The organism is Streptomyces sp. NPDC014861 (assembly GCF_043081625.1).
GTDB lineage: Bacteria > Actinomycetota > Actinomycetes > Streptomycetales > Streptomycetaceae > Streptomyces.
Genome location: NZ_JBIBWV010000002.1, coordinates 337,734 through 361,285, shown reverse-complemented (window position 1 = coordinate 361,285; position 23,552 = coordinate 337,734). Strand labels below are relative to the sequence as shown.

Annotated in this window: 17 protein-coding genes; 13 read left to right on the top strand and 4 right to left on the bottom strand. The window is 75.0% G+C overall.

Annotated features, from left to right (window positions below):
- The 3 genes from ACF1BN_RS05345 to ACF1BN_RS05335 are packed head-to-tail and all read right to left on the bottom strand — an operon-like array spanning position 1 to position 2,583.
- Positions 1–231: a hypothetical protein gene (locus ACF1BN_RS05345; protein WP_360309473.1), complete on the bottom strand. Its 231-nt coding sequence runs from the start codon at positions 229–231 to the stop codon at positions 1–3.
- 20 nt (positions 232–251) lie between these two features.
- On the bottom strand, positions 252–2,339 hold the full coding sequence (gene malQ, locus ACF1BN_RS05340) for a 4-alpha-glucanotransferase (RefSeq protein WP_392330234.1): 2,088 nt from the start codon (positions 2,337–2,339) through the stop codon (positions 252–254).
- A 1-nt stretch (position 2,340) separates the two neighbouring features.
- Positions 2,341–2,583: a hypothetical protein gene (locus ACF1BN_RS05335; protein WP_392330489.1), complete on the bottom strand. Its 243-nt coding sequence runs from the start codon at positions 2,581–2,583 to the stop codon at positions 2,341–2,343.
- Between the two features lie 331 nt (positions 2,584–2,914).
- On the opposite strand from ACF1BN_RS05335, the gene ACF1BN_RS05330 reads away from it, so the two are divergent.
- The gene (locus ACF1BN_RS05330; protein ID WP_392330233.1) at positions 2,915–6,172 is read left to right on the top strand and encodes a beta-N-acetylglucosaminidase domain-containing protein; all 3,258 of its coding nucleotides are present in this window, start codon (positions 2,915–2,917) and stop codon (positions 6,170–6,172) included.
- Between the two features lie 61 nt (positions 6,173–6,233).
- On the opposite strand, the gene ACF1BN_RS05325 is transcribed toward ACF1BN_RS05330, so the two are convergent.
- Entirely contained in the window at positions 6,234–6,797 is a 564-nt protein-coding gene (locus ACF1BN_RS05325) for an HNH endonuclease (protein WP_360309477.1), read from the bottom strand.
- A 258-nt stretch (positions 6,798–7,055) separates the two neighbouring features.
- Between ACF1BN_RS05325 and ACF1BN_RS05320 the strand changes: the two genes are divergently transcribed.
- The 12 genes from ACF1BN_RS05320 (at position 7,056) to ACF1BN_RS05265 (ending at position 23,551) form a co-directional block, all read left to right on the top strand.
- Entirely contained in the window at positions 7,056–8,120 is a 1,065-nt protein-coding gene (locus tag ACF1BN_RS05320) for a mechanosensitive ion channel domain-containing protein (protein WP_392330232.1), read from the top strand.
- Between the two features lie 221 nt (positions 8,121–8,341).
- Complete coding sequence (locus ACF1BN_RS05315; RefSeq protein WP_392330231.1) at positions 8,342–9,550, top strand: ROK family protein; 1,209 nt, start codon at positions 8,342–8,344, stop codon at positions 9,548–9,550.
- Positions 9,551–9,706: 156 nt separating this feature from the next.
- Complete coding sequence (locus tag ACF1BN_RS05310) at positions 9,707–11,053, top strand: ABC transporter substrate-binding protein (RefSeq protein ID WP_392330230.1); 1,347 nt, start codon at positions 9,707–9,709, stop codon at positions 11,051–11,053.
- 133 nt (positions 11,054–11,186) lie between these two features.
- Entirely contained in the window at positions 11,187–12,068 is an 882-nt protein-coding gene (locus ACF1BN_RS05305; RefSeq protein WP_392330488.1) for a carbohydrate ABC transporter permease, read from the top strand.
- Between the two features lie 3 nt (positions 12,069–12,071).
- Positions 12,072–12,953: a carbohydrate ABC transporter permease gene (locus ACF1BN_RS05300; protein WP_392330229.1), complete on the top strand. Its 882-nt coding sequence runs from the start codon at positions 12,072–12,074 to the stop codon at positions 12,951–12,953.
- A 5-nt stretch (positions 12,954–12,958) separates the two neighbouring features.
- Entirely contained in the window at positions 12,959–14,224 is a 1,266-nt protein-coding gene (locus ACF1BN_RS05295; RefSeq protein WP_392330228.1) for a 6-phospho-beta-glucosidase, read from the top strand.
- A complete protein-coding gene (locus tag ACF1BN_RS05290) occupies positions 14,215–15,189 on the top strand; it encodes an N-acetylglucosamine kinase (protein WP_392330227.1) in 975 nt (324 codons plus the stop codon). Before ACF1BN_RS05295 ends, ACF1BN_RS05290 begins: the two co-directional genes overlap by 10 nt.
- A gap of 466 nt (positions 15,190–15,655) precedes the next feature.
- A complete protein-coding gene (locus tag ACF1BN_RS05285) occupies positions 15,656–17,098 on the top strand; it encodes a hypothetical protein (protein ID WP_392330226.1) in 1,443 nt (480 codons plus the stop codon).
- 32 nt (positions 17,099–17,130) lie between these two features.
- Positions 17,131–18,159, top strand: coding sequence for a glutamate ABC transporter substrate-binding protein (locus tag ACF1BN_RS05280; protein WP_392330225.1), 1,029 nt, complete (start codon positions 17,131–17,133; stop codon positions 18,157–18,159).
- An 18-nt stretch (positions 18,160–18,177) separates the two neighbouring features.
- Positions 18,178–19,455, top strand: a complete 1,278-nt coding sequence (locus ACF1BN_RS05275) for a hypothetical protein (protein ID WP_392330224.1) — start codon at positions 18,178–18,180, stop codon at positions 19,453–19,455.
- Positions 19,452–22,004, top strand: a complete 2,553-nt coding sequence (locus ACF1BN_RS05270; RefSeq protein WP_392330223.1) for a tetratricopeptide repeat protein — start codon at positions 19,452–19,454, stop codon at positions 22,002–22,004. Before ACF1BN_RS05275 ends, ACF1BN_RS05270 begins: the two co-directional genes overlap by 4 nt.
- A 2-nt stretch (positions 22,005–22,006) precedes the next feature.
- Positions 22,007–23,551 (top strand): PP2C family serine/threonine-protein phosphatase, encoded by a 1,545-nt coding sequence (locus ACF1BN_RS05265; RefSeq protein WP_392330222.1) that lies wholly within the window; start codon positions 22,007–22,009, stop codon positions 23,549–23,551.
- The last annotated feature ends 1 nt before the right edge of the window (position 23,552 follow it).

Genomic DNA, 23,552 nt, shown 5'->3' with positions numbered 1-23,552 from the left:
TTACGCCTTCTTGCGGGACTTGTCGAGGACCATCACCAGGCCGGCGATGACCAGGAACAGCACCACCGGGGCCACCACGAAGAGACCGAGGGTCTCGATGACCTCCAGCTTGGGGGCCGGGTCGTCACCGTCGTCGCGGGTCAGCGCGAGCGCGGGGGACGACATGAGCAGCATCATCAGCGTCGTACCGGCCGCGACGGCGCCGGCGCGCAGGGCGTTCTTCTTGTCCACGGTGCAAAAGTAGCGAACACCTAAACGGCCCGCGCGCCCGGGGGTGCCGTACGGGCTCCGACGCCCTCGGCGGCGGTCCTCAGAAGGGCGTGCGCGCGGGGCGAGGCGGCGATCCGTTCCAGGGTCAGCGGCTGCCCGTCGGGGCCCGCGACCGGCAGCCGCCAGTTGGGGTACTCGTCCCAGGTGCCCGGCAGGTTCTGCGGCCGGCGGTCCCCCACCAGGTCCGGCAGCCACACGCCGACCATCCGGGCCGGGGTGCGGGCCAGGAAGCGGTGGACGGCCCGGATCTCGGCCTCCTCGTCGCCCGGCCCCTCCGGCAGCAGCCCGAGCCGCTGGAGGACCCCGCGCCACTCGGCGGTCTCCGCCGCGTCGGACGCGCGCTCGCGGGTCAGGTCGCCGCCGAGCAGGCCGAGCCGGTGACGCAGCAGCACGTGGTCGCCGGAGAGCCGGGCGGCGGTGGACGGCAGGTCGTGGGTGGTGGCGGTGGCCACGCAGCCGGACCGCCACGCCTCGGGCGGCAGCGGGGCGCCGCCGCCGTCCCAGTCCCGCTCGAACCAGAGCACGGAGGTGCCGAACACCCCGCGCGCGGCCAGCGCTTCGCGGACGCCCGGCTCGACCGTGCCCAGGTCCTCGCCGACGACGAGGGCGCCGGCCCGGTGCGCCTCCAGGACGAGGACGGCGAGCATCGCCTCGGCGTCGTAGCGGACGTAGGTGCCCTCGGTGGGCTCCCGGCCCTCCGGCACCCACCAGAGGCGGAAGAGGCCCATCACGTGGTCGATCCGGAGGGCTCCCGCGTGCCGCAGGAGCTCGCGGAGGAGTCCGCGGTACGGGGCGTACCCGGCGGCGGCGAGGGCGTCGGGGCGCCATGGCGGCAGGCCCCAGTCCTGGCCGCGGGAGTTGAAGGCGTCGGGCGGGGCGCCGACCGACATCCCGGTGGCGAAGTCGCCCTGCCGGGCCCAGACGTCGGAGCCCTCCGGGTGCACGCCGACGGCGAGGTCGTGGACGATGCCGACCGCCATCCCCGCCTCCCGGGCCGCGTCGGCGGCCTCGCCGAGCTGCCGGTCCGTCAGCCAGGCGAGCCGGCAGTGGAAGTCGACCCGGGCGGTGAGCGCGGCGTCGGCGCGGACGGCCGCCCCGGCGCCGTCCGGGGTGCGCAGCTCCTCGGGCCAGGCGCGCCAGTGGGGGCCGTGGCGCTCGGCGAGGGCCTGGTAGGTGGCGTGGTCCTCCAGGGCGCGGCCGCGCTCGGCGAGGAAGTCGTGGTAGTCGGCGCGCCGCCCGGGGGTCTGCTCGACGGCGGCGATCAGCTCCAGGGCGCGCAGTTTGAGCGCCCAGACGGCGTCCCGGTCGATGGCGGTGCCCTTGCCGAGGACGCGCTCGCGCAGTTCGGCGGCGGCGGCGAGGATCCGGTCCAGTTCCTCGCGCCGGCCGGGGCCCAGATGGGCATATTCGGGGATCTGTTCGATGCGGAGGTGGACGGGGTCGGGGAAGCGGCGGGAGGAGGGGCGGTACGGGGACGGGTCGGAGGGCGCCCCGGGCACGCCCGCGTGCAGCGGGTTGACCTGGACGAACCCGGCACCGTGCGCGCGGCCCGCCCAGGAGACGAGGTCGCGCAGGTCGCCGAGGTCGCCCATGCCCCAGGAGCGTTCGGAGAGCAGCGAGTAGAGCTGGACGAGCAGGCCGTACGCGCGCGTGGCGGGGGCCGGGACCCGCGCGGGGGCGACGACGAGGGTGGCGCGGGCGGTGCGGCCGTCGGGTGCCTCGGCGTCCACGGTGTGCACGCCGAGCGGCAGCCGCTCCCAGTCGCCGCCGGTGCGAACGTCGCCGTCCTCGGTGGTGACCCGGAGCAGGGTCCCCTCGGGCAGCCCGGCGGGCGGGGCGGGCGGACCGTCCCCGGTGTGCCGGACGAGCGTGGGCGGGAGCAGGCGCTCCCGGTCGGCCCGCTCCGCCGCGCCGAGGGCGGCGGCGACCGCCTCCGGGGTGGTCGCGTCCACCCCGAGGGCGCCGAGCACGGCGACCACGGTGGCCTCGGGCACGGGCACGGTGACGCCCTCGGACGGGCTGAACGCGGTGGCGACGCCGTGACGGGCGGCGAGGCGGGCCAGGGTCACTTCACACTCCGGTTGACTCCGTGCCGCACCGGTTTCCGGGGGCGGTGGGTTCGCTGGTGAGGGGTGCGGCGCCGGTGAGGGGCGGCTCGCTGGTGAGGGGCGGGGCGCCGGCCAGGGGCGGCTCGCTGGTCAGCGGCGCGACCGCCGCCCACGAGGGCTCGCTGGTCAGCGGCGCGGTGTCGGCGGGCGCGGGCGCGGCGGCCGGCGGGGCGCCGCCGGGGGCGGTCTGGCGCGGAATCCGTATCCGTCCGTTCTGGGGGCGGGCGGTCGTGGTCACGGGGGTCTCCCGGTTCGTCTCGACGTGGTGGCCGGCCGTACGGCTGGTGGCCGGGGCCGTGGGTGCGACGAGTGATAGCCCTACCCACCGCGCCTCGCTTTGCCCCTTTTACCGGGGGAAGGCGGCGAAAGGGCGACAGCTCGCCGGAGGTTCACCGGGCAAAGCCGACACTTCGCCCTGTCGCATTGACACCCCCGTGCGAAGGGTGGTGGGGTCGTAACCCGCTCGTGACCAACCGGTCGGGCGGGGACCGCGTCTGACGATCCGGCGGGTCTCCGTCCCGGTGAAGGGAGACCCCGTGACCCCCGCGCGTCCGGGCCGCGGCCCCCGTACGGCGACCGCGGTCGCCGCCGCCGTGATCGGCGGGTTCCTCGGCGGTGCCGTGCCGGGCTCGGCGGGCGCCGCCCCGCTCCCCGCCTCGGCGCCCGACCTGGCCGCCGCCCCCGCGGCCCCCTCCGGTCCGTCCGCCGCCCCGGCCGCGCCCGCGCCCCGGACCGGCTCCGCCCGCGCGCGCACGCCTTCCGTGTGGCCCCGGCCGCAGTCGCTGACGGCCGCCGGGCCCGCCGTGCGCCTCGGGGAGCGGGTGACCCTCGTCGCGGACGGGGACGCCGACCGGTACGCCCTGCGGGCGCTGCGGGAGCTGCTCGCCGACGCCGGGGTGCGGACGGTCCACGAGGGGCTGCCGGGCGCGGGCCCGGTGCTCCGCGTCTCGGGTCCCTCCGGGGAGGCGGCGCAGGAGGCGCTGGCCTCCTTCGGGGTGGCCGAGCGGGACGATCTGCCGCCCGGCGGCTACCGGCTCGCCACCGGCCGGTTCGGCGGGCGGGACACCGTGGTGCTGGACGGGACGGGCGAGGACGGCCTGTTCCACGCGGTGCAGACGCTCCGCCAGCTGCTCGGCGCGGGGCCGGACGGCGTCGGCGGCGAGGTGCCGGGCGTCGTCGTCCGGGACTGGCCCGGCACCGCCGAGCGGGGGCTCGCCGAGGGCTTCTACGGCACGCCGTGGACGACGGAGCAGCGCCTGGCGATGATCGACTTCCTGGGCCGCACCAAGCAGAACCGCTATCTCTACGCGCCCGGCGACGACCCCTACCGCGCGGCGCAGTGGCGCGAGCCCTACCCGGAGGCGCAGCGGGCCGGCTTCCGCGCGCTGGCCGAGCGGGCCAGGGCCCGGCACGTGACGCTGGGCTGGGCGGTGGCCCCGGCCCAGTCGATGTGCCTGTCCTCGGACGCGGACCTGGCGGTGCTGACGCGGAAGCTGGACGCGATGCGGGAGCTCGGCTTCCGGTCCTTCCAGATCCAGTTCCCGGACGCCGGGTTCGGCGAGTGGACCTGCGACGAGGACGCCGACGCCTTCGGGCGGGACGCGGCGGGCGCGGCCCGGGCGCACGCGCGCGTGGCGAACGCGGTGGCCCGGCACCTCGCCGAGCGGCATCCGGGCCTGGAGCCCCTGACGGTGCTGCCGACGGAGTACTACCAGGAGGGCACCAGCGAGTACCGTTCGGCGCTCGCGCGGGCGCTGGACGGGCGCGTGCGGGTGGCGTGGACGGGCGTCGGCGTGGTGCCGCGCACCATCACTGGCACCGAACTGGCCGGGGTGCGGGCGGCCCTGGGGCAGCGGCCGCTGGTCACCATGGACAACTACCCGGTGAACGACTACGCGCAGGACCGGCTCTTCCTGGGTCCCTCCACGGGCCGTGAGCCGGCCGTGGCGGCCGGTTCCGCCGCCTATCTGGCGCACGCGATGGAGCAGCCCTCGGCCTCCCGGATCCCGCTCTTCACCACCGCCGACTTCGCGTGGAACCCGCGCGGCTACCGGCCCGCGGAGTCCTGGCGGGCGGCCGTCGACGAACTGGCCGGCCCCGAGCCCGCCGCGCGGGAGGCGCTCGGCGCGCTGGCGGGGAACGCGGCCTCGTCGCTCCTGGCGCCGGACGCCGAATCTGCCGGTCTGAAGCCGCTGATGAGGGCCTTCTGGTCGGCCCGGGCGTCGGGCACGGCGGCGGCGCGGGAGCGGGCGGGGCGTGAGCTGCGGGACGCCTTCACCGTGATGCGGGAGGCGCCGGAGCGGCTGGCCGGCACGGCGGGCGGCGCCCTGCGCGCCGAGTCGGAGCCGTGGCTGGAGCAGCTGTCGCGGTACGGGGCGGCGGGCGCGGCGGCGGTCGACATGCTCCTCGCCCAGGGGCGCGGCGACGGACCGGCGGCCTGGCGGGCGCAGTTGCGCCTGGAGCCGCTGCGGCCGCGGATCGCGGCGAGCGGGGCGACGGTCGGCGACGGGGTCCTGGACCCGTTCCTGGACCGGGCCGCGAAGGAGGCGGCGGCCTGGACGGGCACCGACCGGGATCCGGAGCGCGAGGTGGACCGGTCCACCGGTTCGTACACGGTGAGGCTGGACCGGGAGCGTCCGGTGGAGGCGGTGACGGTCCTCGCGGGTCCCCCGGCGGACCCGAAGGACGCCGGGAGGCCGCCGGAGGGCGGGAAGCCCGGGAAGGGCGTCCCGGCGCACGCGCGCGTGGAGGCGTACGTGGCGGGCGAGGGCTGGCGGGCGCTGGGCCCGCTGTCCTCCTCCGGCTGGACGCAGACCGACTTGAAGGGGCTGCGGGCCGAGGCGCTGCGGATCGTCTGGGACGTCGGGGGCCCGGCCCCCGACGTGCGGTCGCTGGTGCCGTGGTTCGCGGACGGTCCCGAGGCGGGTCTCGAACTGGCCCGGACGGGGGCGGACCTGGAGATCGGCGGCGCGGCGGGCCGGGTGGACGTGGAGCTGACGGGCCGCCGGGCGGCCGGGGTGCGGGGCCCGCTGACGGCGAGGGCGCCGAAGGGGATCACCGTACGGCTGCCGCGGGAGGTCTCGGTGGAGCGCGGCGGCACGACGACGGTGCCGATGGAGGTGTCGGTGGCGCCGGGCACGGCGTCCGGGGAGTACCGGGTGCCGGTGTCGTTCGCGGGCGAGGAGCGGGTGCTGACGGTACGGGCGTTCCCGCGTGCCGGCGGCCCGGACCTGGCCCGTTCGGCCACGGCCTCCTCCTCGGGCGACGAGACGGCGGACTTCCCGGCCGCGCTGGCGGTGGACGGCGATCCGGAGACCCGCTGGTCCTCGCCGGCGGAGGACGGGGCCTGGTTCCAGCTGGAGCTGGCGGAGCCGGCCCGGATAGGGCGGCTGGTCCTGCACTGGCAGGACGCGCACGCCTCCCGCTACCGGGTGCAGGTCTCGGCCGACGGCCGCAACTGGCGGACCGCGGCGACCGTCACGGACGGGCGGGGCGGGCGGGAGTCGGTCCGGATGGACGCGGCGGACACCCGCTTCCTGCGGGTGCAGGGCGAGAAGCGGGCGACCCCGTACGGCTACTCGCTCTGGTCGGTGGAGACGTACGCGGTGACCCCGGAGCGGACCCCGGACGCCCCCGGCACCCCGAAGGCCCCGAAGACGCCGGGGGGCCCGGAGACGCCGACGGCGCCGAGGAGGAGCCCCGGCGCTCCGGAGGCCTCCGCGACCCCCGCGGCGCCGAGCGGGACGCCGGCCGCACCGGAGCGGGACGCGCCGGAGGAGGGCACCGCTCCCTGAGCGGCACCCTCCTCCGTCCGGCGCGTTCCCCGGCCGGCCGGGAACGCGAGAGGCCCGGATCTCAGCCGGTCGTCAACGCCCCCGCGGGGGTGTCGGCGACGGAGTCGATCCGGGCCATCGCGTCCTCGGCGCCGTACGGCGTGAGGTAGGGCAGCCACCGTGGGTCCCGGTGGCCGGTCCCGATGATCCGCCAGGCCAGGCCGGTCGGCGGCGCGGGTTGGTGGCGCAGCCGCCAGCCGAGCTCGCGCAGGTGCCGGTCCGCCTTGACGTGGTTGCAGCGGCGGCAGGCGGCCACCACGTTCTCCCACGCGTGCGTCCCGCCCCGGCTGCGCGGGATGACGTGGTCGACGCTGGTCGCCACTCCCCCGCAGTACATGCAGCGCCCGCCGTCGCGGGCGAAGAGGGCCCGGCGGGTCAAGGGAACGGGCCCCCGGTAGGGGACCCGCACGAAGCGCTTCAGCCGTACCACGCTGGGCGCGGGGACGATCTGATGCTCGCTGTGCAGGAAGGCGCCGGACTCCTCGATGCAGAGGGCCTTGTTCTCGAGCACGAGGACGAGTGCGCGGCGGAGCGGTACGACGCCCAGGGGCTCGTACGACGCGTTGAGGACCAGGACATGCGGCACGGATGCCTCCTATGGCGCCGGCGGCGCGTGGCTCGCGCCGGGACGAACTGCTCTCAGTCTCTCCTCATGCCTGGTCGGAGCGCCACCACGTTCCCGCGATCGCGTGGGGCGGGCCGGACGTGTTCTCGACCACATCGGCATGTCTCCCGGGTATCTGCCCGGGTGAGGTCGGTCTCTCCCTCGAACACAGGCAACGGTTCGGTGTCCTGGGCCCCGTAGGGTGGATGGCCTGCGTACGCGAAGCCTGGAGGTTGTCCCGTGTCCTGGTCCGTCCTGGCGGCCGCCAACGACCCCGAGTCCATCCCGGTGACTCTGGACGAGGCGGCGGAGAAGGCCACCAACGCGGCGAGCTGGGTGGAACAGAACTGGTCCACCTGGCTGAACACCGGTCTGCGGATCCTGCTGATCGTGGTGGTCGCCCTGTTGCTGCGGTGGGCCGTCCGCCGCGCCCTGACGAAGCTGATCGAGCGGATGAACCGCTCCGCCCAGGCGGTGCAGGGGACGGCGCTCGGCGGCCTGCTCGTCAACGCGGAGCGGAGGCGGCAGCGGTCCGAGGCGATCGGTTCGGTGCTGCGCTCGGTGGCGTCCTTCCTGATCCTGGGCACGGCCGGGCTGATGGTCCTGGGCGCCTTCGCCATCGACCTGGCGCCGCTGCTCGCCTCGGCCGGTGTGGCCGGTGTGGCGATCGGCTTCGGCGCGCGGAACCTGGTGACGGACTTCCTCTCCGGCGTCTTCATGATCCTGGAGGACCAGTACGGCGTCGGTGACTCGGTCGACGCGGGCGTGGCCTCCGGCGAGGTCGTCGAGGTCGGGCTGCGGGTGACCAAGCTGCGCGGCATCGACGGCGAGGTCTGGTACGTGCGCAACGGCGAGATCAAGCGGATAGGGAACCTCAGCCAGGGCTGGGCGACGGCCTCGGTGGACGTGACGGTGCGGCCGACGGAGGACCTGGACCGGGTGCAGTCCGTGATCACCGCGGCGGGCGAGGCGATGGCCAAGGACGAGCCGTGGAACGAGCGGCTGTGGGGTCCGGTGGAGATCCTCGGACTGACCGAGGTGCTGCTGGACTCGATGACGGTCCGGGTCTCGGCGAAGACGATGCCCGGGAAGAAGCTGGGCGTCGAGCGCGAGCTGCGGTGGCGGATCAAGCGGGGTCTCGACGAGGCCGGCATCCGGATCGTCGGCGGACTGCCCGCTCCGGCGGAGGAGGCGGCGCCCGATCCGACGGCGGGCATGGCGGCCCCCTCGGCGTTCTCCAGCGCGACCTCGCCGCAGTCGACGGCGGCCACCCCGCTGCCGAAGCCGGACCTCGGCAAGCACTGACCCGGGGACCCGTCCCCGCGGCTCTCCTCCACGACACCCCCGCCGGTAACGCTTCGGTTGCCGTCGGGGGTGTCGTGCGTGTGGGGGTATTGACGCCCCGCCGACGCCCGTCCTACCGTCCTCCCACCGGATAGGAAACTTTCCTAACAGTGTGGTGGAGGAAGCGGCGGCCGTCAGGCCCCACCATGGCCTCCCGACGTCGAAGGGCAGGTGCGACCGTCATGGCAGGTACCCAGGGAACCCCGGGCACCCCGCGCGTCCTGCGGGCCATGAACGACCGCGCGGCGCTCGACCTCCTCCTGGAGCACGGCACCCTCTCGCGGACCCGGATCGGCAAGCTCACCGGCCTCTCCAAGCCGACCGCGTCCCAGCTCCTCGCCCGCCTCGAAGCCGCGGGACTGGTCCGCGTCACCGGCACCACCGAGGGCCGTCCGGGCCCCAGCGCCCAGCTGTACGCGCTCGCGCCGGACGCCGGGTACGCCGCCGGGCTCGACGTCAACCAGCACCGCATCCGCGCCGCCGTCGCCGACATCACCGGCGCCGTCACCGGCGAGTACGAGCTCCGCACCTCGGGCCGCGCCGGGCACGGCGTGGTCCGCCAGGTCACCGACGCCCTCGACGGTGCCGTCAAGGCCGCCGGGCTCACCCGCTCCGACGTCCGCCGCCTGGTCATCGGCACCCCCGGCGCCTTCGACCCGGCCACCGGACGGCTCCGGTACGCCTCCCACCTGCCCGGCTGGCACTCCCCCACCCTCCTGGAGGAGCTGGCCGCGGTCCTGCCCATGCCCTTCGAGTACGAGAACGACGTCAATCTGGTGGCCGTCGCCGAGCGGGCCCTCGGCGCCGCCCGCGGCCACGAGGACTTCGTCCTGCTGTGGAACGAGGAGGGCCTCGGCGCCGCCCTCGTCCTCGGCGGCCGGCTGCACCGCGGCTTCACCGGCGGCGCCGGCGAGGTCGGCTTCCTGCCCGTCCCCGGCACCCCGCTGGTCCGCCAGGTCACCAAGGCCAACTCCGGCGGTTTCCAGGAGCTCGCCGGCGTCCAGTCGGTGCCCCGGATCGCCCGCGCGGCCGGCATCGACACCCCCGACCACCCCTATGTGCCGGTGGCGTCCGGTCTGCTGGCCCGCGCCGCCGAGACGCCCGACGAGGGCCCGTACGCGGAACTGCTCGACCGGTACGCCGAACGGGTCGCCACCGGGCTCGCCTCGCTCACCGCCGTCCTCGACCCCGAACTGATCGTCCTCTCCGGCGACGTCCTCGTCGCCGGCGGCGAACCGCTGCGCGCCCGCGTCCAGGCCGAGCTCGCCGATCTCGCGGCCTCCCGGCCGCGGCTCGTCCTCGCCGCCGTCCCCCGTGAACCCGTGCTGCGCGGGGCGCTGGAGAGCGCCCTCGCCACCACCCGCGACGAGGTCTTCGACACCTCGCGCTGACCCGCCGACCGCGCCCTTCCGCCCCCTCGTACGCCTTCCCCGATCCCGTACGACCGTCCCGTACGCCCGTCCCGACCGCCCGTACGACCGTCCCGGCCGCCCCGCGCGCCCGGGGCCGGCCCGCCACGCCCTCCACCCCTCCAGGGAGACACCGCCATGCCCGTACGCACCCGCAGAGCGGCCGCCGCGCTCGCCGCCACCGCCTCGCTCGCCCTCTTCGCCACCGCCTGTACCGGCTCCGCCGGGAACACCGCGAGCGACGACCCGAAGGCGGAGACCACCCTCACCTTCTGGCACGGCTGGTCGGCCCCGTCCGAGGTCAAGGCGATCGAGGAGAACGTCGCCCGCTTCACGAAGGCCCACCCGAACATCAAGGTGAAGGTCGTCGGCAACATCAACGACGACAAGCTCGGCCAGGCGCTCCGCGCCGGCGGCTCCAACGGCCCGGACGTGGTCGCCTCCTTCACCACGGCCAACGTCGGCAAGTTCTGCCACACGGGCGCGCTCGCCGACCTCAAGCCCTTCGTCGAGAAGGACAAGCTGGACCTCGACAAGATCTTCCCGAAGGTCCTCCAGGAGTACACCCAGTTCGAGGGGAAGCGCTGCACGCTGCCGCTGCTCTCCGACGCGTACGGGCTCTTCTACAACAAGGACGCCTTCAAGGCCGCCGGCCTCGACCCGGAGGCGCCGCCGAAGACCTGGAGCGAGTTCACCGAGGTCGCCAAGAAGCTGACGAAGGCCAAGGGCGACTCGTACGAGCGGCTCGGCTTCATGCCGAACTACCTCGGCTACGAGACGGTCGTCTCGCACTACATGTCGCAGTGGAGCCACGACGGGTACTTCGGCGCCGACGGCAGGTCGACCGTGGCCACCGACCCCGGCTTCGCCGAGATGATGACCTACCAGAAGTCGCTGGTGGACGCGCTCGGCGGCTTCCAGAAGCTCGACAAGTACCGCACCACCTTCGGTGACGAGTGGGGCGCCAAGCACCCCTTCCAGACCGGCCAGGTCGCCATGCAGCTGGACGGCGAGTGGCGGCTGAACTTCGTCAAGGAGGCCAAGGTGCCCTTCGAGGTCGGCGTGGCGCCGCTGCCGGTCGCCGACGACGAGGTCGCCGAGTACGGCAAGGGCTACCTCTCCGGCACGATCATGGGCATCGCGCCGCAGAGCCAGAAGCAGAACGCCGCCTGGGAACTGGTCAAGTACATGACCACGGACACCGAGGCCGTGGTGAGCTTCGCCAACTCCATCGGGAACGTCCCCTCCACCCTGGAGGCCCTGAAGTCCCCGAAGCTGGCCTTCGACCCGCGCTTCAAGACCTTCCTGGACATCGCCCAGCACCCGAAGTCCACCACCTCGGACGGCGCGGTGAACGGCTCCGCCTACCAGGACACCCTCCAGAAGTTCGCCCAGCAGTACGAGAAGGGCCAGGTCACCGACCTGAAGAAGGGCCTCGCGGACACCGCCGCCCAGATCGACCGCGACATCGCCGCGGCGAAGTGACGGCCGGATCCCGCCCATGAGCACGGACACCCTGCCCGCGACGGAGGCGGCCGCCCCGGCCGCCTCCGCCCCCGGGGGACGGAACACGCTCCGGTCGAAGCGCCGGCGGAACGCGCTCCGCACCCTGGCCTTCATGTCGCCCTGGCTGATCGGCTTCGGCTTCTTCTTCGTCTACCCCCTCGTCTCGACCGTCTACTTCTCGCTGATGAAGTACGACGGCCTCAACCCGCCGGAGTGGCGGGGCCTCGCCAACTGGGAGTACGTCTTCACGTCCTTCCCGCAGTTCTGGCCGGCCCTCCAGAACACCCTCTGGCTCTGCGTCGTCATGGTGAGCTGCCGGGTCGTCTTCGGCCTCGGCATCGGCCTCCTCATCACGAAGATCAAGACGGGTGCGGGGGTCTTCCGGACCTTCTTCTACCTGCCGTACCTGGCCCCGCCGGTGGCGGCGACGCTCGCCTTCGTCTTCCTGCTCAACCCCGGCACCGGACCGGTCAACTCGCTCCTGGAGGCGGTCGGCCTGCCCGCCCCCGCCTGGTTCAACGACGCGGCCTGGGCCAAGCCCGCCCTCACCGTCCTCGCCGTCTGGGGCATCGGCGACCTCATGGTCATCTTCATGGCCGCCCTGCTCGACGTGCCGAAGGAGCAGTACGAGGCCGCCGAACTGGACGGCGCGGGCCCCTGGCAGCGGTTCCGCCACATCACCCTGCCGAACATCTCGCCGATCATCCTCTTCGCGCTGGTCACCGGCGTCATCGGCGCGATGCAGTACTACACGCAGCCGATCGTGGCCTCCAAGGTCGCCTCGGGTGTGATGGGCGGCTCCGGCGTCACCTTCGTCCCGGGCTATCCGGACGACTCCACGCTCACCCTGCCGCAGCTCGTCTACAGCCTCGGCTTCAGCCAGTTCAACTACGGCGCGGCCTGCGTGGTGGCGCTCGTGCTCTTCGCCTTCTCCATGGCCTTCACCGCCCTGCTCATGCGCCGGCGCGGCGGCCTGATCGGCTCGGGTGACTGAACCATGACCCTCACCGCTCCCTCCCCCGCCCCCGCGACCCCCGCGGCCCGGCTGGCCCGCCGCAAGGCGCTGCTGCACTGGATCGCCGTGCACTCGCTCGGGATCGCCGCGGCGCTCTTCTTCGTCCTGCCGTTCGTCTTCGTCGTCCTCACCTCGCTGATGAGCGACCAGCAGGCGCTGACCCGCGACCTCACCCCGAACTCCTGGCACTTCGAGAACTACGTCAAGGTCTTCGAGACCCCCGGCTTCCTCACCTGGTGGAAGAACTCGCTGCTGTACGCGGGGCTCGGCACCGTCCTCGTCGTCGTCTCGTCGATCCCCGTCGCCTACGCGCTCGCCAAGTTCCGCTTCCGCGGCCGGCACCTGTCGATGCTGCTCGTCATCTCGATGATGATGCTGCCGCCGCAGGTCGTGATCATCCCGATGTACCTGTTCTGGGCCAAGCAGGCGGACCTGTCCGGTTCGCTCTGGCCGCTGATCATCCCGCTGGCCTTCGGCGACGCCTTCGCCGTCTTCCTGCTGCGCCAGTTCCTCCTCACCATCCCCGACGAGTACGTCGAGGCGGCCCGGATCGACGGCTGCGGCGAACTGCGCACGCTGCTGCGGATCGTGCTGCCGATGGCGAAGCCCGGCATCGCCGCCGTCGCCCTCTTCCAGTTCTTCTACTGCTGGAACGACTACTTCGGGCCGCAGATCTACGCCTCCGAGAACCCGGCCGCCTGGACGCTCAGTTACGGCCTGGAGTCCTTCAAGGGCGCGCACCACACCGACTGGAACCTGACCATGGCCGCGACCGTCCTGGTCATGGCCCCCGTGATCCTCGTGTTCTTCTTCGCGCAGAAGGCGTTCGTCGAGGGAGTCACCCTGACCGGAGTGAAGGGCTGAGACACATGAAGCTCGCTGTCGTGGGGGGCGGATCGACCTACACCCCCGAACTGATCGACGGATTCGCGCGCTTGCGCGACACCCTGCCCATCACCGAACTCGTCCTCGTCGACCCGGCCGCCGACCGGCTCGACCTCGTCGGCGGCCTCGCCCGGCGGATCTTCGCCAAGCAGGACCACGACGGGCGGATCACCACCACCACCGACCTCGACGCCGCCGTCGAGGGCGCCGACGCCGTCCTCCTCCAGCTCCGCGTCGGCGGCCAGGCCGCCCGGAACCAGGACGAGACCTGGCCGCTGGAGTGCGGCTGCGTCGGCCAGGAGACCACCGGCGCCGGCGGTCTCGCCAAGGCGCTGCGCACGGTCCCGGTCGTCCTCGACATCGCCGAGCGGGTCCGGCGCGCCAACCCGGACGCCTGGATCATCGACTTCACCAACCCCGTCGGCATCGTCACCCGCGCCCTGCTGCGGGCCGGGCACAAGGCCGTCGGCCTGTGCAACGTGGCCATCGGCTTCCAGCGCAAGTTCGCCCGCCTCCTCGACGTGGCCCCCTCCGAGATCCACCTCGACCACGTCGGACTCAACCACCTCACCTGGGAGACGGGCGTCCGGCTCGGCGGCCCGGACGGCGAGGACATGCTGCCCCGGCTGCTCGCCGAGCACGGCGACACCATCGCCGGCGACCTGCACCTGCCGCGCCTGGTGATGGACCGCTTCGGCGTCGTCCCCTCGTACTACCTGCGCTACTACTACGCGCACGACGAGGTCGTGGAGGAGCTGCGCACCAAGCCGTCGCGGGCCGCGGAGGTCGCCGCGATGGAGAAGGAGCTCCTGGAGATGTACGGCGACCCGGCGCTCGACGAGAAGCCGGCGCTGCTCGGGAAGCGCGGCGGCGCCTTCTACTCGGAGGCGGCCGTGGACCTGGCGGCCTCGCTGCTGGGCGGGGCGGGCTCGCCGTACCAGGTGGTCAACACCCGCAACGGCGGCACGCTGCCGTTCCTGCCCGACGACGCCGTGATCGAGACGCAGGCGGCGGTCGGCCCCGGCGGGGCGGTGCCGCTGCCGGTCGCGCCGGTGGACCCGCTGTACGCCGGTCTGATCGCGAACGTGACGGCGTACGAGGACCTGGCGCTCGACGCGGCCCTGCGCGGCGGCCGGGAGCGGGTCTTCAAGGCCCTGCTCGCCCACCCGCTGGTCGGCCAGTACGCGTACGCCGAGCAGCTCACCGACCGGCTGATCGCCCACAACCGGGAGCACCTCGCGTGGGCGTGAACGAGGTACTGCTCGCGGTCGACGCGGGCAACAGCAAGACCGACGCGGCGGTCCTCGCCGCGGACGGCACGGTGCTGGGCACCGCGCGCGGCGGAGGCTTCCAGCCGCCGGTGGTGGGAGTGCCGACGGCGGTCGACGGGCTGGCGGAGATCGTGGGAAGGGCGGCCGCGGACGCGGGCGTCCCCCTCGGCTTCGCCCATGTCACCGCCTGCCTCGCCAACGCCGACCTGCCGGTCGAGGAGGCCGCGCTGGAGCAGGAACTCCTCGAACGGGGCTGGAGCCCTTCGGTGCGGGTCCACAACGACACCTTCGCGATCCTGCGGGCCGGGCTCGACGAGCCGCGCGGGGTGGCGGTGGTCTGCGGCGCCGGCGTGAACTGCGTGGGCATGACCCCGGACGGGCGGACCGCCCGCTTCCCGGCGATCGGGAAGATCTCCGGGGACTGGGGCGGGGGCGGGGGCCTCTCCGACGAGGCCCTGTGGTTCGCGGCCCGCGCCGAGGACGGCCGGGGCGAGCCGACCGAGCTGGCCGCGGCGCTGCCCGCGCACTTCGGACGGAAGACCATGTACGCGCTGATCGAGGCGCTGCACCTGGGCATGATCCCGCAGGCGCGGCGGCACGAGCTGGTGCCGGTGCTGTTCCGGGTGGCGACGGAGGGCGACGCGGTGGCGCTCTCCCTCGTGCACCGGATGGCCGAGGAGGTCGTGGCGCTGTCGACGGTGGCGCTGCGGCGGCTCGGACTGCTCGACGAGGAGGCGCCGGTGGTGCTCGGCGGCAGCGTGCTGGCCGCCCGGCACCCGCAGTTGGAGGACCGGCTGCGCGAACTCCTCGCGGAGCGGGCCCCAAAGGCGGTCGTCCGCTTCGTGACGGCGCCGCCGGTGCTGGGCGCGGGGCTGCTCGCCCTGGACGAGACGGGGGCGGGCGCCTGGGCGGCGGAACGGCTGCGGGGGCACTACGCGGGCTGACGACGGGGTCGCGCGCGCCGGTCCGCCGCGGGTCCGCCCGCGCCGGGGGTCCCATGGGTCCGCCCGTGCCGGTCCGTTCGTGCCGGTTCGTTCTTGTCGGTCCGTTCGTGCCGGTCCGTCCGTTCGTGCCGGTCCGCTCTTGTCGTGGTGGGGCGCCTTCCTTCACGGGAGGCGCCCCACCGGCATGTTCACCTGTTCGAGCGACGCCCGGGGCGGAACCGGTCGGGGCCGGCCGGCGTATACAGAGGGAAGGGTGTTCGAGGAGAGTTCGAGGAGGGTTCGAGAAGAGCCCGGGGAGGGCGTGCGGAGGTCCGGGGCGGCGGCGGGAGGGGGCTCGCCCGCGGAACTCCCTTGGGAGTGCGGCACGATAGGCACAAGATCGTGCCATTCCCGGTGTGCGGGCGGGCCGCCTGCGGCCATACTGCTCGCCGGGGTCGATCGACGTCGAGACCGAGGGGGAGGTCACGTGACACAGCCGCCGAGCGCGCCCGCCGCGGCGCAGGGCCCGGCATCCGCGCCCGCCCGGCCGACGGTGCCGGGGCAGGTCTCGCGCGCCGCCGCGGTCGGCGCCGCTCCGCCGCCCGCGCGCGGCGCGTGGGCGACCGGGCGCGAGCTGCTGCGCGAGGCCGCGACGACCGAGCCGGGCCGGCTGCGGATCCTGGGCGCCGTGCTGGCGCTGCTGGTCCTCGCGCTGGGCGCGGTCGCCGGACTGGAGGCGGCCGACCGGGCCGGCTCCGCCGAGGACGTCGTCGGGCGCAGCCAGCCGCTGAGCGCCGACGCCGCCGCGATCTACCGCTCCCTGGCCGACGCCGACTCGACGGCCGCGGCCGGCTTCCTCGCCGGGATACTCGAACCGGCCGAGTCCCGGGCCCGCTACGACCGGGACATCGCGACCGCCTCCCGCCTCCTGGTCAAGGCGGCGGCGAACACGGACGGTGCGGGCGAGGCGGCCCGCGAGATCGCCACCCTGAACGAACTGCTGCCGCGCTACACCGGACTGATCGAGCGGGCCAGGGCCGCGAACCGGCAGGGTCTGCCGCTCGGCGGCGCCTACCTGCGCTACGCCAACCAGGAGATGACGACCCGGCTGCTCCCCGCGGCGGAGAGGCTCTACGGGGCGGAGACGGCCCGGCTCCACCAGGACGACGAGGACGCCCGCGCCTGGCCGTACCTGGCGCTCGGCGCCGGGGTGCTCACCCTCGGCGTCCTGGTGTGGGCGCAGCGGCGGGAGTACCGGCGCACCAACCGGGTGTTCAGCCGGGGGCTGCTCGCGGCCGGCGCCGCCGCCGTGCTGGCGCTGCTGTGGCTGGCCGGGGCGCACACCGTGGCCCGGGCGGGGCTGGGCGCCGCGCAGTCCGAGGGCCAGCAGTCGCTCCAGCTGCTCAACGAGGCGCGGATCAGCTCCCTCAAGGCCCGCGCCAACGAGAACCTGACCCAGGTCGCCCGGGGCGCGGTGCTCACCGAGGACGGGCAGAACGACAAGTACGAGGCGGAGTACGCGACCGGTATGACCGCGCTCACCGACGCGCTCGCCCGGGCGACGCGGCTCGCCGACGACGAGGCGGGCCAGGTGCCGCTGCGGGAGGCCGCGGCCAGTGCCGGCGAGTGGCAGAAGCGGCACGCGGCGGCGCGGGAGCTGGGCGAGGGCGGCGAGTACCGGGACGCCCTCGACCTGATCATCGGTCCCAAGGGCGAGGCGGAGCCGAAGGAGTCGGCGGGCTGGTGCTTCGACAAGGTCGACGCGGCCCTGGAGCGTGCCCTCGCACACGAGCAGGCCGAGTTCACCCGTTCCGCGGGCGGGGCGGTGGACGCGCTGACCGGGCTTCCGCTGGGGGCGGCGGCGCTCGGCGCGCTGGGCGCCCTGGGTGCGGTGCTCGGCATCAACCGAAGACTGTCGGAGTACCGGTGAGAGGGGGCGGAGGACCGGTGGGAGGGGGCGGAATGGCACACGACGACGCGTCGGCGGCACGGCGGGCGGCCCGACGGCTGCGGGGCTGGGGCGGCGTGGCCGCGATGGGCGCGGCCTGCGCGCTGACCGCCTCGCTCACCCTGCTGCCGCTCGCCCGGGACGCGGGCGGCACCGCCCCCTCCGGCCCCCTGGGGCCGGGTCCCGGCGTGGGCACCGGCGTCCAGGTGAAGGCCGACACCTGTGAGGACCCGCAGGCGTCGCTGCGGCCCTCCGCGGTGGACGGGCCCTCGGTCGCCGCGATCAGGAAGCGGGGGAAGCTGATCGTCGGCGTCGACCAGTCCAGCTATCGCTGGGGGTTCCGGAACCCGGAGACCGGCACCCTGGAGGGGTTCGACATCACCCTGGCGCGGGCGATCGCCAAGGACCTGCTGGGCGACGAGGAGGCGATCGTCCTCCGCGCGGTGCCCACGAACCAGCGGATCGCGGCCCTGGACAGCGGCCAGGTGGACCTGGTGGTCCGCACGATGACGATCAACTGCAAGCGGATCAAGCAGGTGGCGTTCTCCACCGCCTACTTCCGGGCCGGGCAGCAGGTGCTGGCCCCGAAGGACTCCCCGGTCACCGGCTACGACGCCACGCTGAAGGACCGGCGGGTCTGCACCGCCGAGGGCTCCACGGCCTACGAGGCGCTGGAGGAGAAGTCCTTCGGGGCGGTATTCCGGGACGAGGACGACGGCACCCCCGCCGACCGGAACCTGCTGACCGTCCCCAACCAGCTCGACTGCCTGGCCCGGCTCCAGATGGGCGAGGTCGACGCGGTCGTCACCGACAACGCGCTCGCGGCCGGGCAGGCCGCGCAGGACCCGGCGGTGGAGCTGAAGGGGGAGCCGTTCACCGAGGAGTACTACGGGGTGGCGGCCAGGCTCGGCAACGACGACCTGGTGCGCCGGGTCAACAAGGTGCTGGAGGAGTACCGGAAGGGCCCCTGGCAGGACGCGTACAGGACCTGGCTGGAGGCCGGGCTCGGCAAGGCCGAGCCGCCCCTCCCGCTGTACAAGTAGAAGGAGTTGAGGAGAGCGATGGGCGTCACGGGACCCCCTGGGCCGGTGATGGACCGGGACGAGGTGGACCGTGCGCTGGCGCGCCTCGGCGCGGAGCACAAGGCGGTCGAGGACTCGCTCCTCGCCCTCCAGGACCACGCCGGGCGGCGGCTCCTCGAAGGCGCCGGCCTGACCGGCACCACGCGGGAGCGGTGGGCGTCGACCGAGCGGACCATCACCGCGCTCTGGAGCTGCTTCGACGCGTACACGGCGGCGCTGCGGGCCGCCCGGGAGGTCCGGTCGCGGCACAAGTGGCCGAGCCGGGAGGAGCTGGCGGAGCTGACCGAGCGGCTGCGCGGCGACTCGGTGCATGTGCCGGGCGGAGCGGGCGAACAGGCTCTGCTGGCTGAGCGGTTCACCCTCGACGGCCTGGTGCGGCGGATGAACGCGCTGTACGCGGACTCGCTCGACGTGGTGGTCACGGCGGACGCGGTGTGGTCGGCGCTGCCCGCGCGGATAGACCTGCTCGCGGCCGAGCTGGGCCGGACCCGTTCGCTGGCGCACTCGGTCGGAGTGCGGCCCGGTGAGCATCCGGCCGGGGACGAGCTGGAGTCGATCACGGCCGAGCTGACCGAGCTGCGGTCCCGGGTGGTGACCGACCCGCTGGCGTTCTGGCGCCCCGCGGAGGGCAGTTCGGCCCCGGGCGGCGGCCGGCCGGACACCGCGCGGTACGACCGGGCGGCGCTCGCCCTGGAGGACGTGCGGCGGGAGATCGAGGCGGTCCTCGCCGTGCGGCAGGACTCCGAGGAGCGGCTGCTGCGGCTGCGGGACGTGCTGTCCCGGGCGGACCGCACCCTCGCGGAGGCCCGGGTGGCGCGCGGCGAGGTGCTGGCGAAGATCGCCGCCTCCGAGGTGCCGGCCGTGAGCGGGCCGCCGACGGCGCTCCAGGAGCGGCTCCAGGCCGCCGCGGAGCATCGCAGGCACGCCCGGTGGCACCGGCTGTCGCCGCTGCTCGACGCGCTGGAGCGGGAGGCCGAGGAGGAGTTGCTGCGGGCCCGCGACTCGCTGACGGCGGTGACGGCTCCGCTCGCGGTGCGGGCGGAGCTGCGCGGCCGGCTGGACGCGTACCGGGCGAAGGCGGCCCGGCTCGGCGGGGCGGAGGACCCCTTCCTGACCGAGCGGTACGACACGGCGCGCCGGATGCTGTGGAGCGCGCCCTGCGACCTGCGGGCGGCGGAGCAGGCCGTGCTCCGCTTCCAGCGGGCGGTGGCGGACCTGCTGTCCGGTCCGTCGGAATCGGGAGGACGACAGTGGTGAGCGGTCTCAGAGCGCCGGGGAGCTGCCAGCGGCCCAGCTGCGAGGGCGCGTACGAGGACGTGGGCGGCGGCGAGCTGTACTGCGACACGTGCGGGCTCGCGCCGGTGGTGGCGCCCAGCGGGCACCTCCAGGCCAATCCGACCGGGGTCGCGGTGCCGGGGAGGCACGGCGGCGACCGGGGCTCCGGGACGGGCGCGGGCTTCGGCACGCCGTCCGAGGCGGCGCCCTGGGGGCCCGACTCGGCGTCCGCGCGCAGCGGTTCGCGGGCCTCGTCGCGCTCCGCGTCCTCGCGCCGCTCGGTCTCCGGGCGCCTGTCGCGGGCACTGTCGGGGCAGGCCACGGGGCGTTCGGTGTCGGTGCGCAGCTCCGGCGCGTCCACCGAGCGGTCGGCCAGGAAGCGGCTGGGCGCGGGGCTCGTCGCGATCCCGGAGGTGCCGCGCCCGGATCCGCGCGCGGCGGTGATGGCGGACCCCGAGGTGCCGGAGCGGAAGCGGTTCTGCTCGCGCTCCGACTGCGGTGCGCCGGTGGGGCGTGCGCGCGGTGACCGGCCGGGGCGCACCGAGGGGTTCTGCACCTCGTGCGGGCACCCGTACTCCTTCGTGCCGAAGCTGCGCGGCGGTGACGTGGTGCACGGCCAGTACGAGGTGGCGGGGTGCCTCGCGCACGGCGGTCTGGGCTGGATCTACCTGGCCGTGGACCGGGCGGTGGCGGACCGGTGGGTGGTCCTGAAGGGCCTGCTCGACACCGGCGACCAGGACGCCATGGCGGCGGCGATCTCGGAGCGCCGCTTCCTCGCGGAGATCGAGCACTCCAACATCGTCCGGATCTACAACTTCGTCGAGCACCTGGATCCGCGCACCGGCTCCCTGGACGGCTACATCGTCATGGAGTACGTGGGCGGCAAGTCGCTCAAGGAGATCGCCAACGACCGGCGGACCCGGGAGGGCCGGCGCGACCCGCTGCCGGTGGAGCAGGCGTGCGCGTACGGCATCGAGGCGCTGGAGGCCCTGGGCCACCTGCACAGCCGCAACCTGCTGTACTGCGACTTCAAGGTGGACAACGCCCTCCAGACCGAGGACCAGCTGAAGCTCATCGACATGGGCGCGGTCCGGCGGATGGACGACGACGAGTCGGCGATCTACGGCACGGTCGGCTACCAGGCGCCGGAGGTGGCGGAGGTCGGCCCTTCGGTCGCCAGCGACCTGTACACGGTGGCCCGCACGCTCGCCGTGCTCACCTTCGACTTCCAGGGCTACACCAACGTCTTCGCGAGCTCGCTGCCGGAGCCGCAGCACATCGAGGTCTTCCAGCGGTACGAGTCCTTCTACCGGTTCCTGGTGCGGGCGACCGACCCGGACCCGGCGCGCCGGTTCTCGTCCGCGGAGGAGATGGCGGAGCAGCTGACGGGGGTGCTGCGGGAGGTCGTGGCCCTCCAGTCGGGGCGGCCCCGGCCGGCGCTCTCGACGCTCTTCGGCGCGGAGACCCGGGTCACCGACACCGTGCTCTTCGGCGAGCTGACCGAGGACGTGTCGGTGCTGGGGGCGCGTCGCACCGGCCGGTCCCGGCGCTCCGCCCCGCCGGCCGCGGCGGGCCTCCCCGCCGGTCAGGGGCTGGGTTCACTGCTCGCGCCGCTCGACGTGGCGGCCACCGCGCTGGCGCTGCCGGCGCCCCGGGTGGACCCGGCGGACGCCAACGCCGGCTTCCTCGCCGGGCTGCTGGCCGCCGCCCCCGCCGAGCTCCTCGGGGCGCTGCGGGCCGCGCCCGCCGACACTCCGGAGCTGCGGCTGCGGGCCCTGCGGGCCCAGCTCGACCTGCGGGACCTGGTCTCGGCCGGGCAGACGCTCGGCGCGCTGGAGCAGTGGGACGCGGACGACTGGCGGGTGGTGTGGCACCGGGGCGTGGCCTCGCTGGTGGGCGGCGACCTGACGCACGCGGCCCTCGCCTTCGACGCGGTCTACGACGCCTTCCCCGGCGAGCCCGCGCCCAAGCTGGCGCTCGGCGTCTGCGCGGAGGTGCTGGGCCAGCTCGACAACGCGGCCGAGTACTACCACCTGGTGTGGACGACCGACCCCGGTTTCGTCAGCGCCGCCTTCGGGCTGGCCCGGGTGCGGCTCGCCGCCGGGGACCGTACGGGCGCGGTCGCCGCGCTGGAATCCGTACCGGAGTCCTCGATCCACTACACGGCGGCCCGGGTCGCGGCCGTCCGCGCCCGGCTGCGCCGCCGGCCGCCGCGGGAGCCGCTCGGCGCCGACCTGACGGCGGCCGCCGGGCAGGTGTCGGCACTGGGCGGCTTCGGCCTGGACCCGGTGCGGCGGGAGCGGCTGGCGACCGAGGTGCTCGGCACGGCGCTCGACTGGGTACTCTCCGGTAGTCCCGGTGCCGCGCCGGGTGGCGGGGAGCCGCTGCTCGGCAGCGCTCTGGACGAGAGCGGACTCCGCTTCGGTCTGGAGCGCGCCTACCGGGTGCTGGCCCGGCTCGCCCAGCGGGGCGAGGAGAGGATCGAACTGGTGGAGCGGGCCAACCGCTACCGCCCGAGGACGTGGGTGTGAGGATGTCCCAGAAGCCCCAGCCGCCGTCGCACGGCCTCGCCGTCTGCCCGGCCCCGGAGTGCGGCGAGCCCGTGGATCCGCGGGACCGCTTCTGCGGGGCCTGCGGTCACGACCTGTCGGCCGTCGTGGAGCCGCCCGCCGGGCAGGACCGGCCGACCGTGCCGATCGCCGCGCCCGTCTGGCCCGAGGCGCCGCCCCGGGACCCGGGCTCGCTGTCGACGATGACCCAGCACCCCGGCGAGCTGCCCGGCACCGACTCGGGCGGCCAGGATCTGTCGACGGCGCCGACCGTGCCACCGGCCGCGCCGCAGGCCGCGCCACCGGTCGTCCCACCGGCCGCGCCGCCGGTCGTCCCACCGGCCGTCCCACCGGCCGCGCCTCCGACCGCGCCGCCGGTCGTCCCTCCGGCCGCGCCGGCGGTCACGCCTCCGGCGGGGTCCGGCGGTGGGGCGGGCGTACGGGCCGACGGGGCCGTCCGGACGGACGGGCCGGTGCCGCCGCGCGGGGAGACCGTGCGCGGCGGGGGCGACTTCGAGCTGGCCGCGCCCGATCCGCGGACCGCCGTGCGGGCGGAGCCCGCGGCAGCTGCCGAGAGCGGGGCCGAGGGCGCGGGGGACGTGCCCGACGGGGTCTGCGTGGCCTGCCGGGCCGGGCGGGTCGACGGCGACGGCTACTGCGAGAACTGCGGGCACGCCCAGCCCCGCGAGCGGGACCACATGGAGCGCGAGCTCGGCACGGTCGCCGCGGTCAGCGACCGCGGACTGCGCCACCACCGCAACGAGGACTCGTTCGCGATCACCGAGAGCACGCTGCCGGACGGGCGGCCGGCCACCGTCGCGATCGTCTGCGACGGCGTCTCCTCCGCCCACCGGCCCGACGAGGCCTCCGCCGCCGCGGCCCGCGCCGCCGGCCGCGTGCTCGGCGAGGCCCTGCCCCGCGGCACCCACCCGCAGCAGGCCATGCACGAGGCGATCGTCGCCGCCGCCGAGGCCGTCACCGCCCTGGCCCGCGACAACGGCCCGGAGGGCGCCGGCCCCGACTCCTCGCACGGCGGCAACTCCCCCGCCTGCACCATCGTCGGCTCCGTCGTCGCGGACGGACTGCTCGTCGTCGGCTGGGTCGGCGACAGCCGCGCCTACTGGGTGCCCGACGACCGCTCCGCGCCCGCCGCCCGGCTCACCGAGGACGACTCGTGGGCCGCGCAGATGGTCAAGGCGGGCCTGATGAACGAGGAGCAGGCGTACGCGGACGAGCGCGCCCACGCCATCACCGGCTGGCTCGGCGCCGACGCGTACGAACTGGAGCCGCACACCGCCGCGTTCAAGCCGGACCGGCCCGGCGTGGTGCTGGTCTGCACGGACGGGCTGTGGAACTACGCGGAGGCCGCCGACGCGCTGGCCCGGGTCGTCCCGGCCGACGCGGCGGTCCGGCCGCTGCACGCGGCGCGGGTCCTCGTCGGGCACGCGCTCGACGGCGGCGGACACGACAACATCACGGTCGCGCTGACGCCGTTCGCCCCGCCGGCCCCGGGGGCAGGCTCTTCCTGAC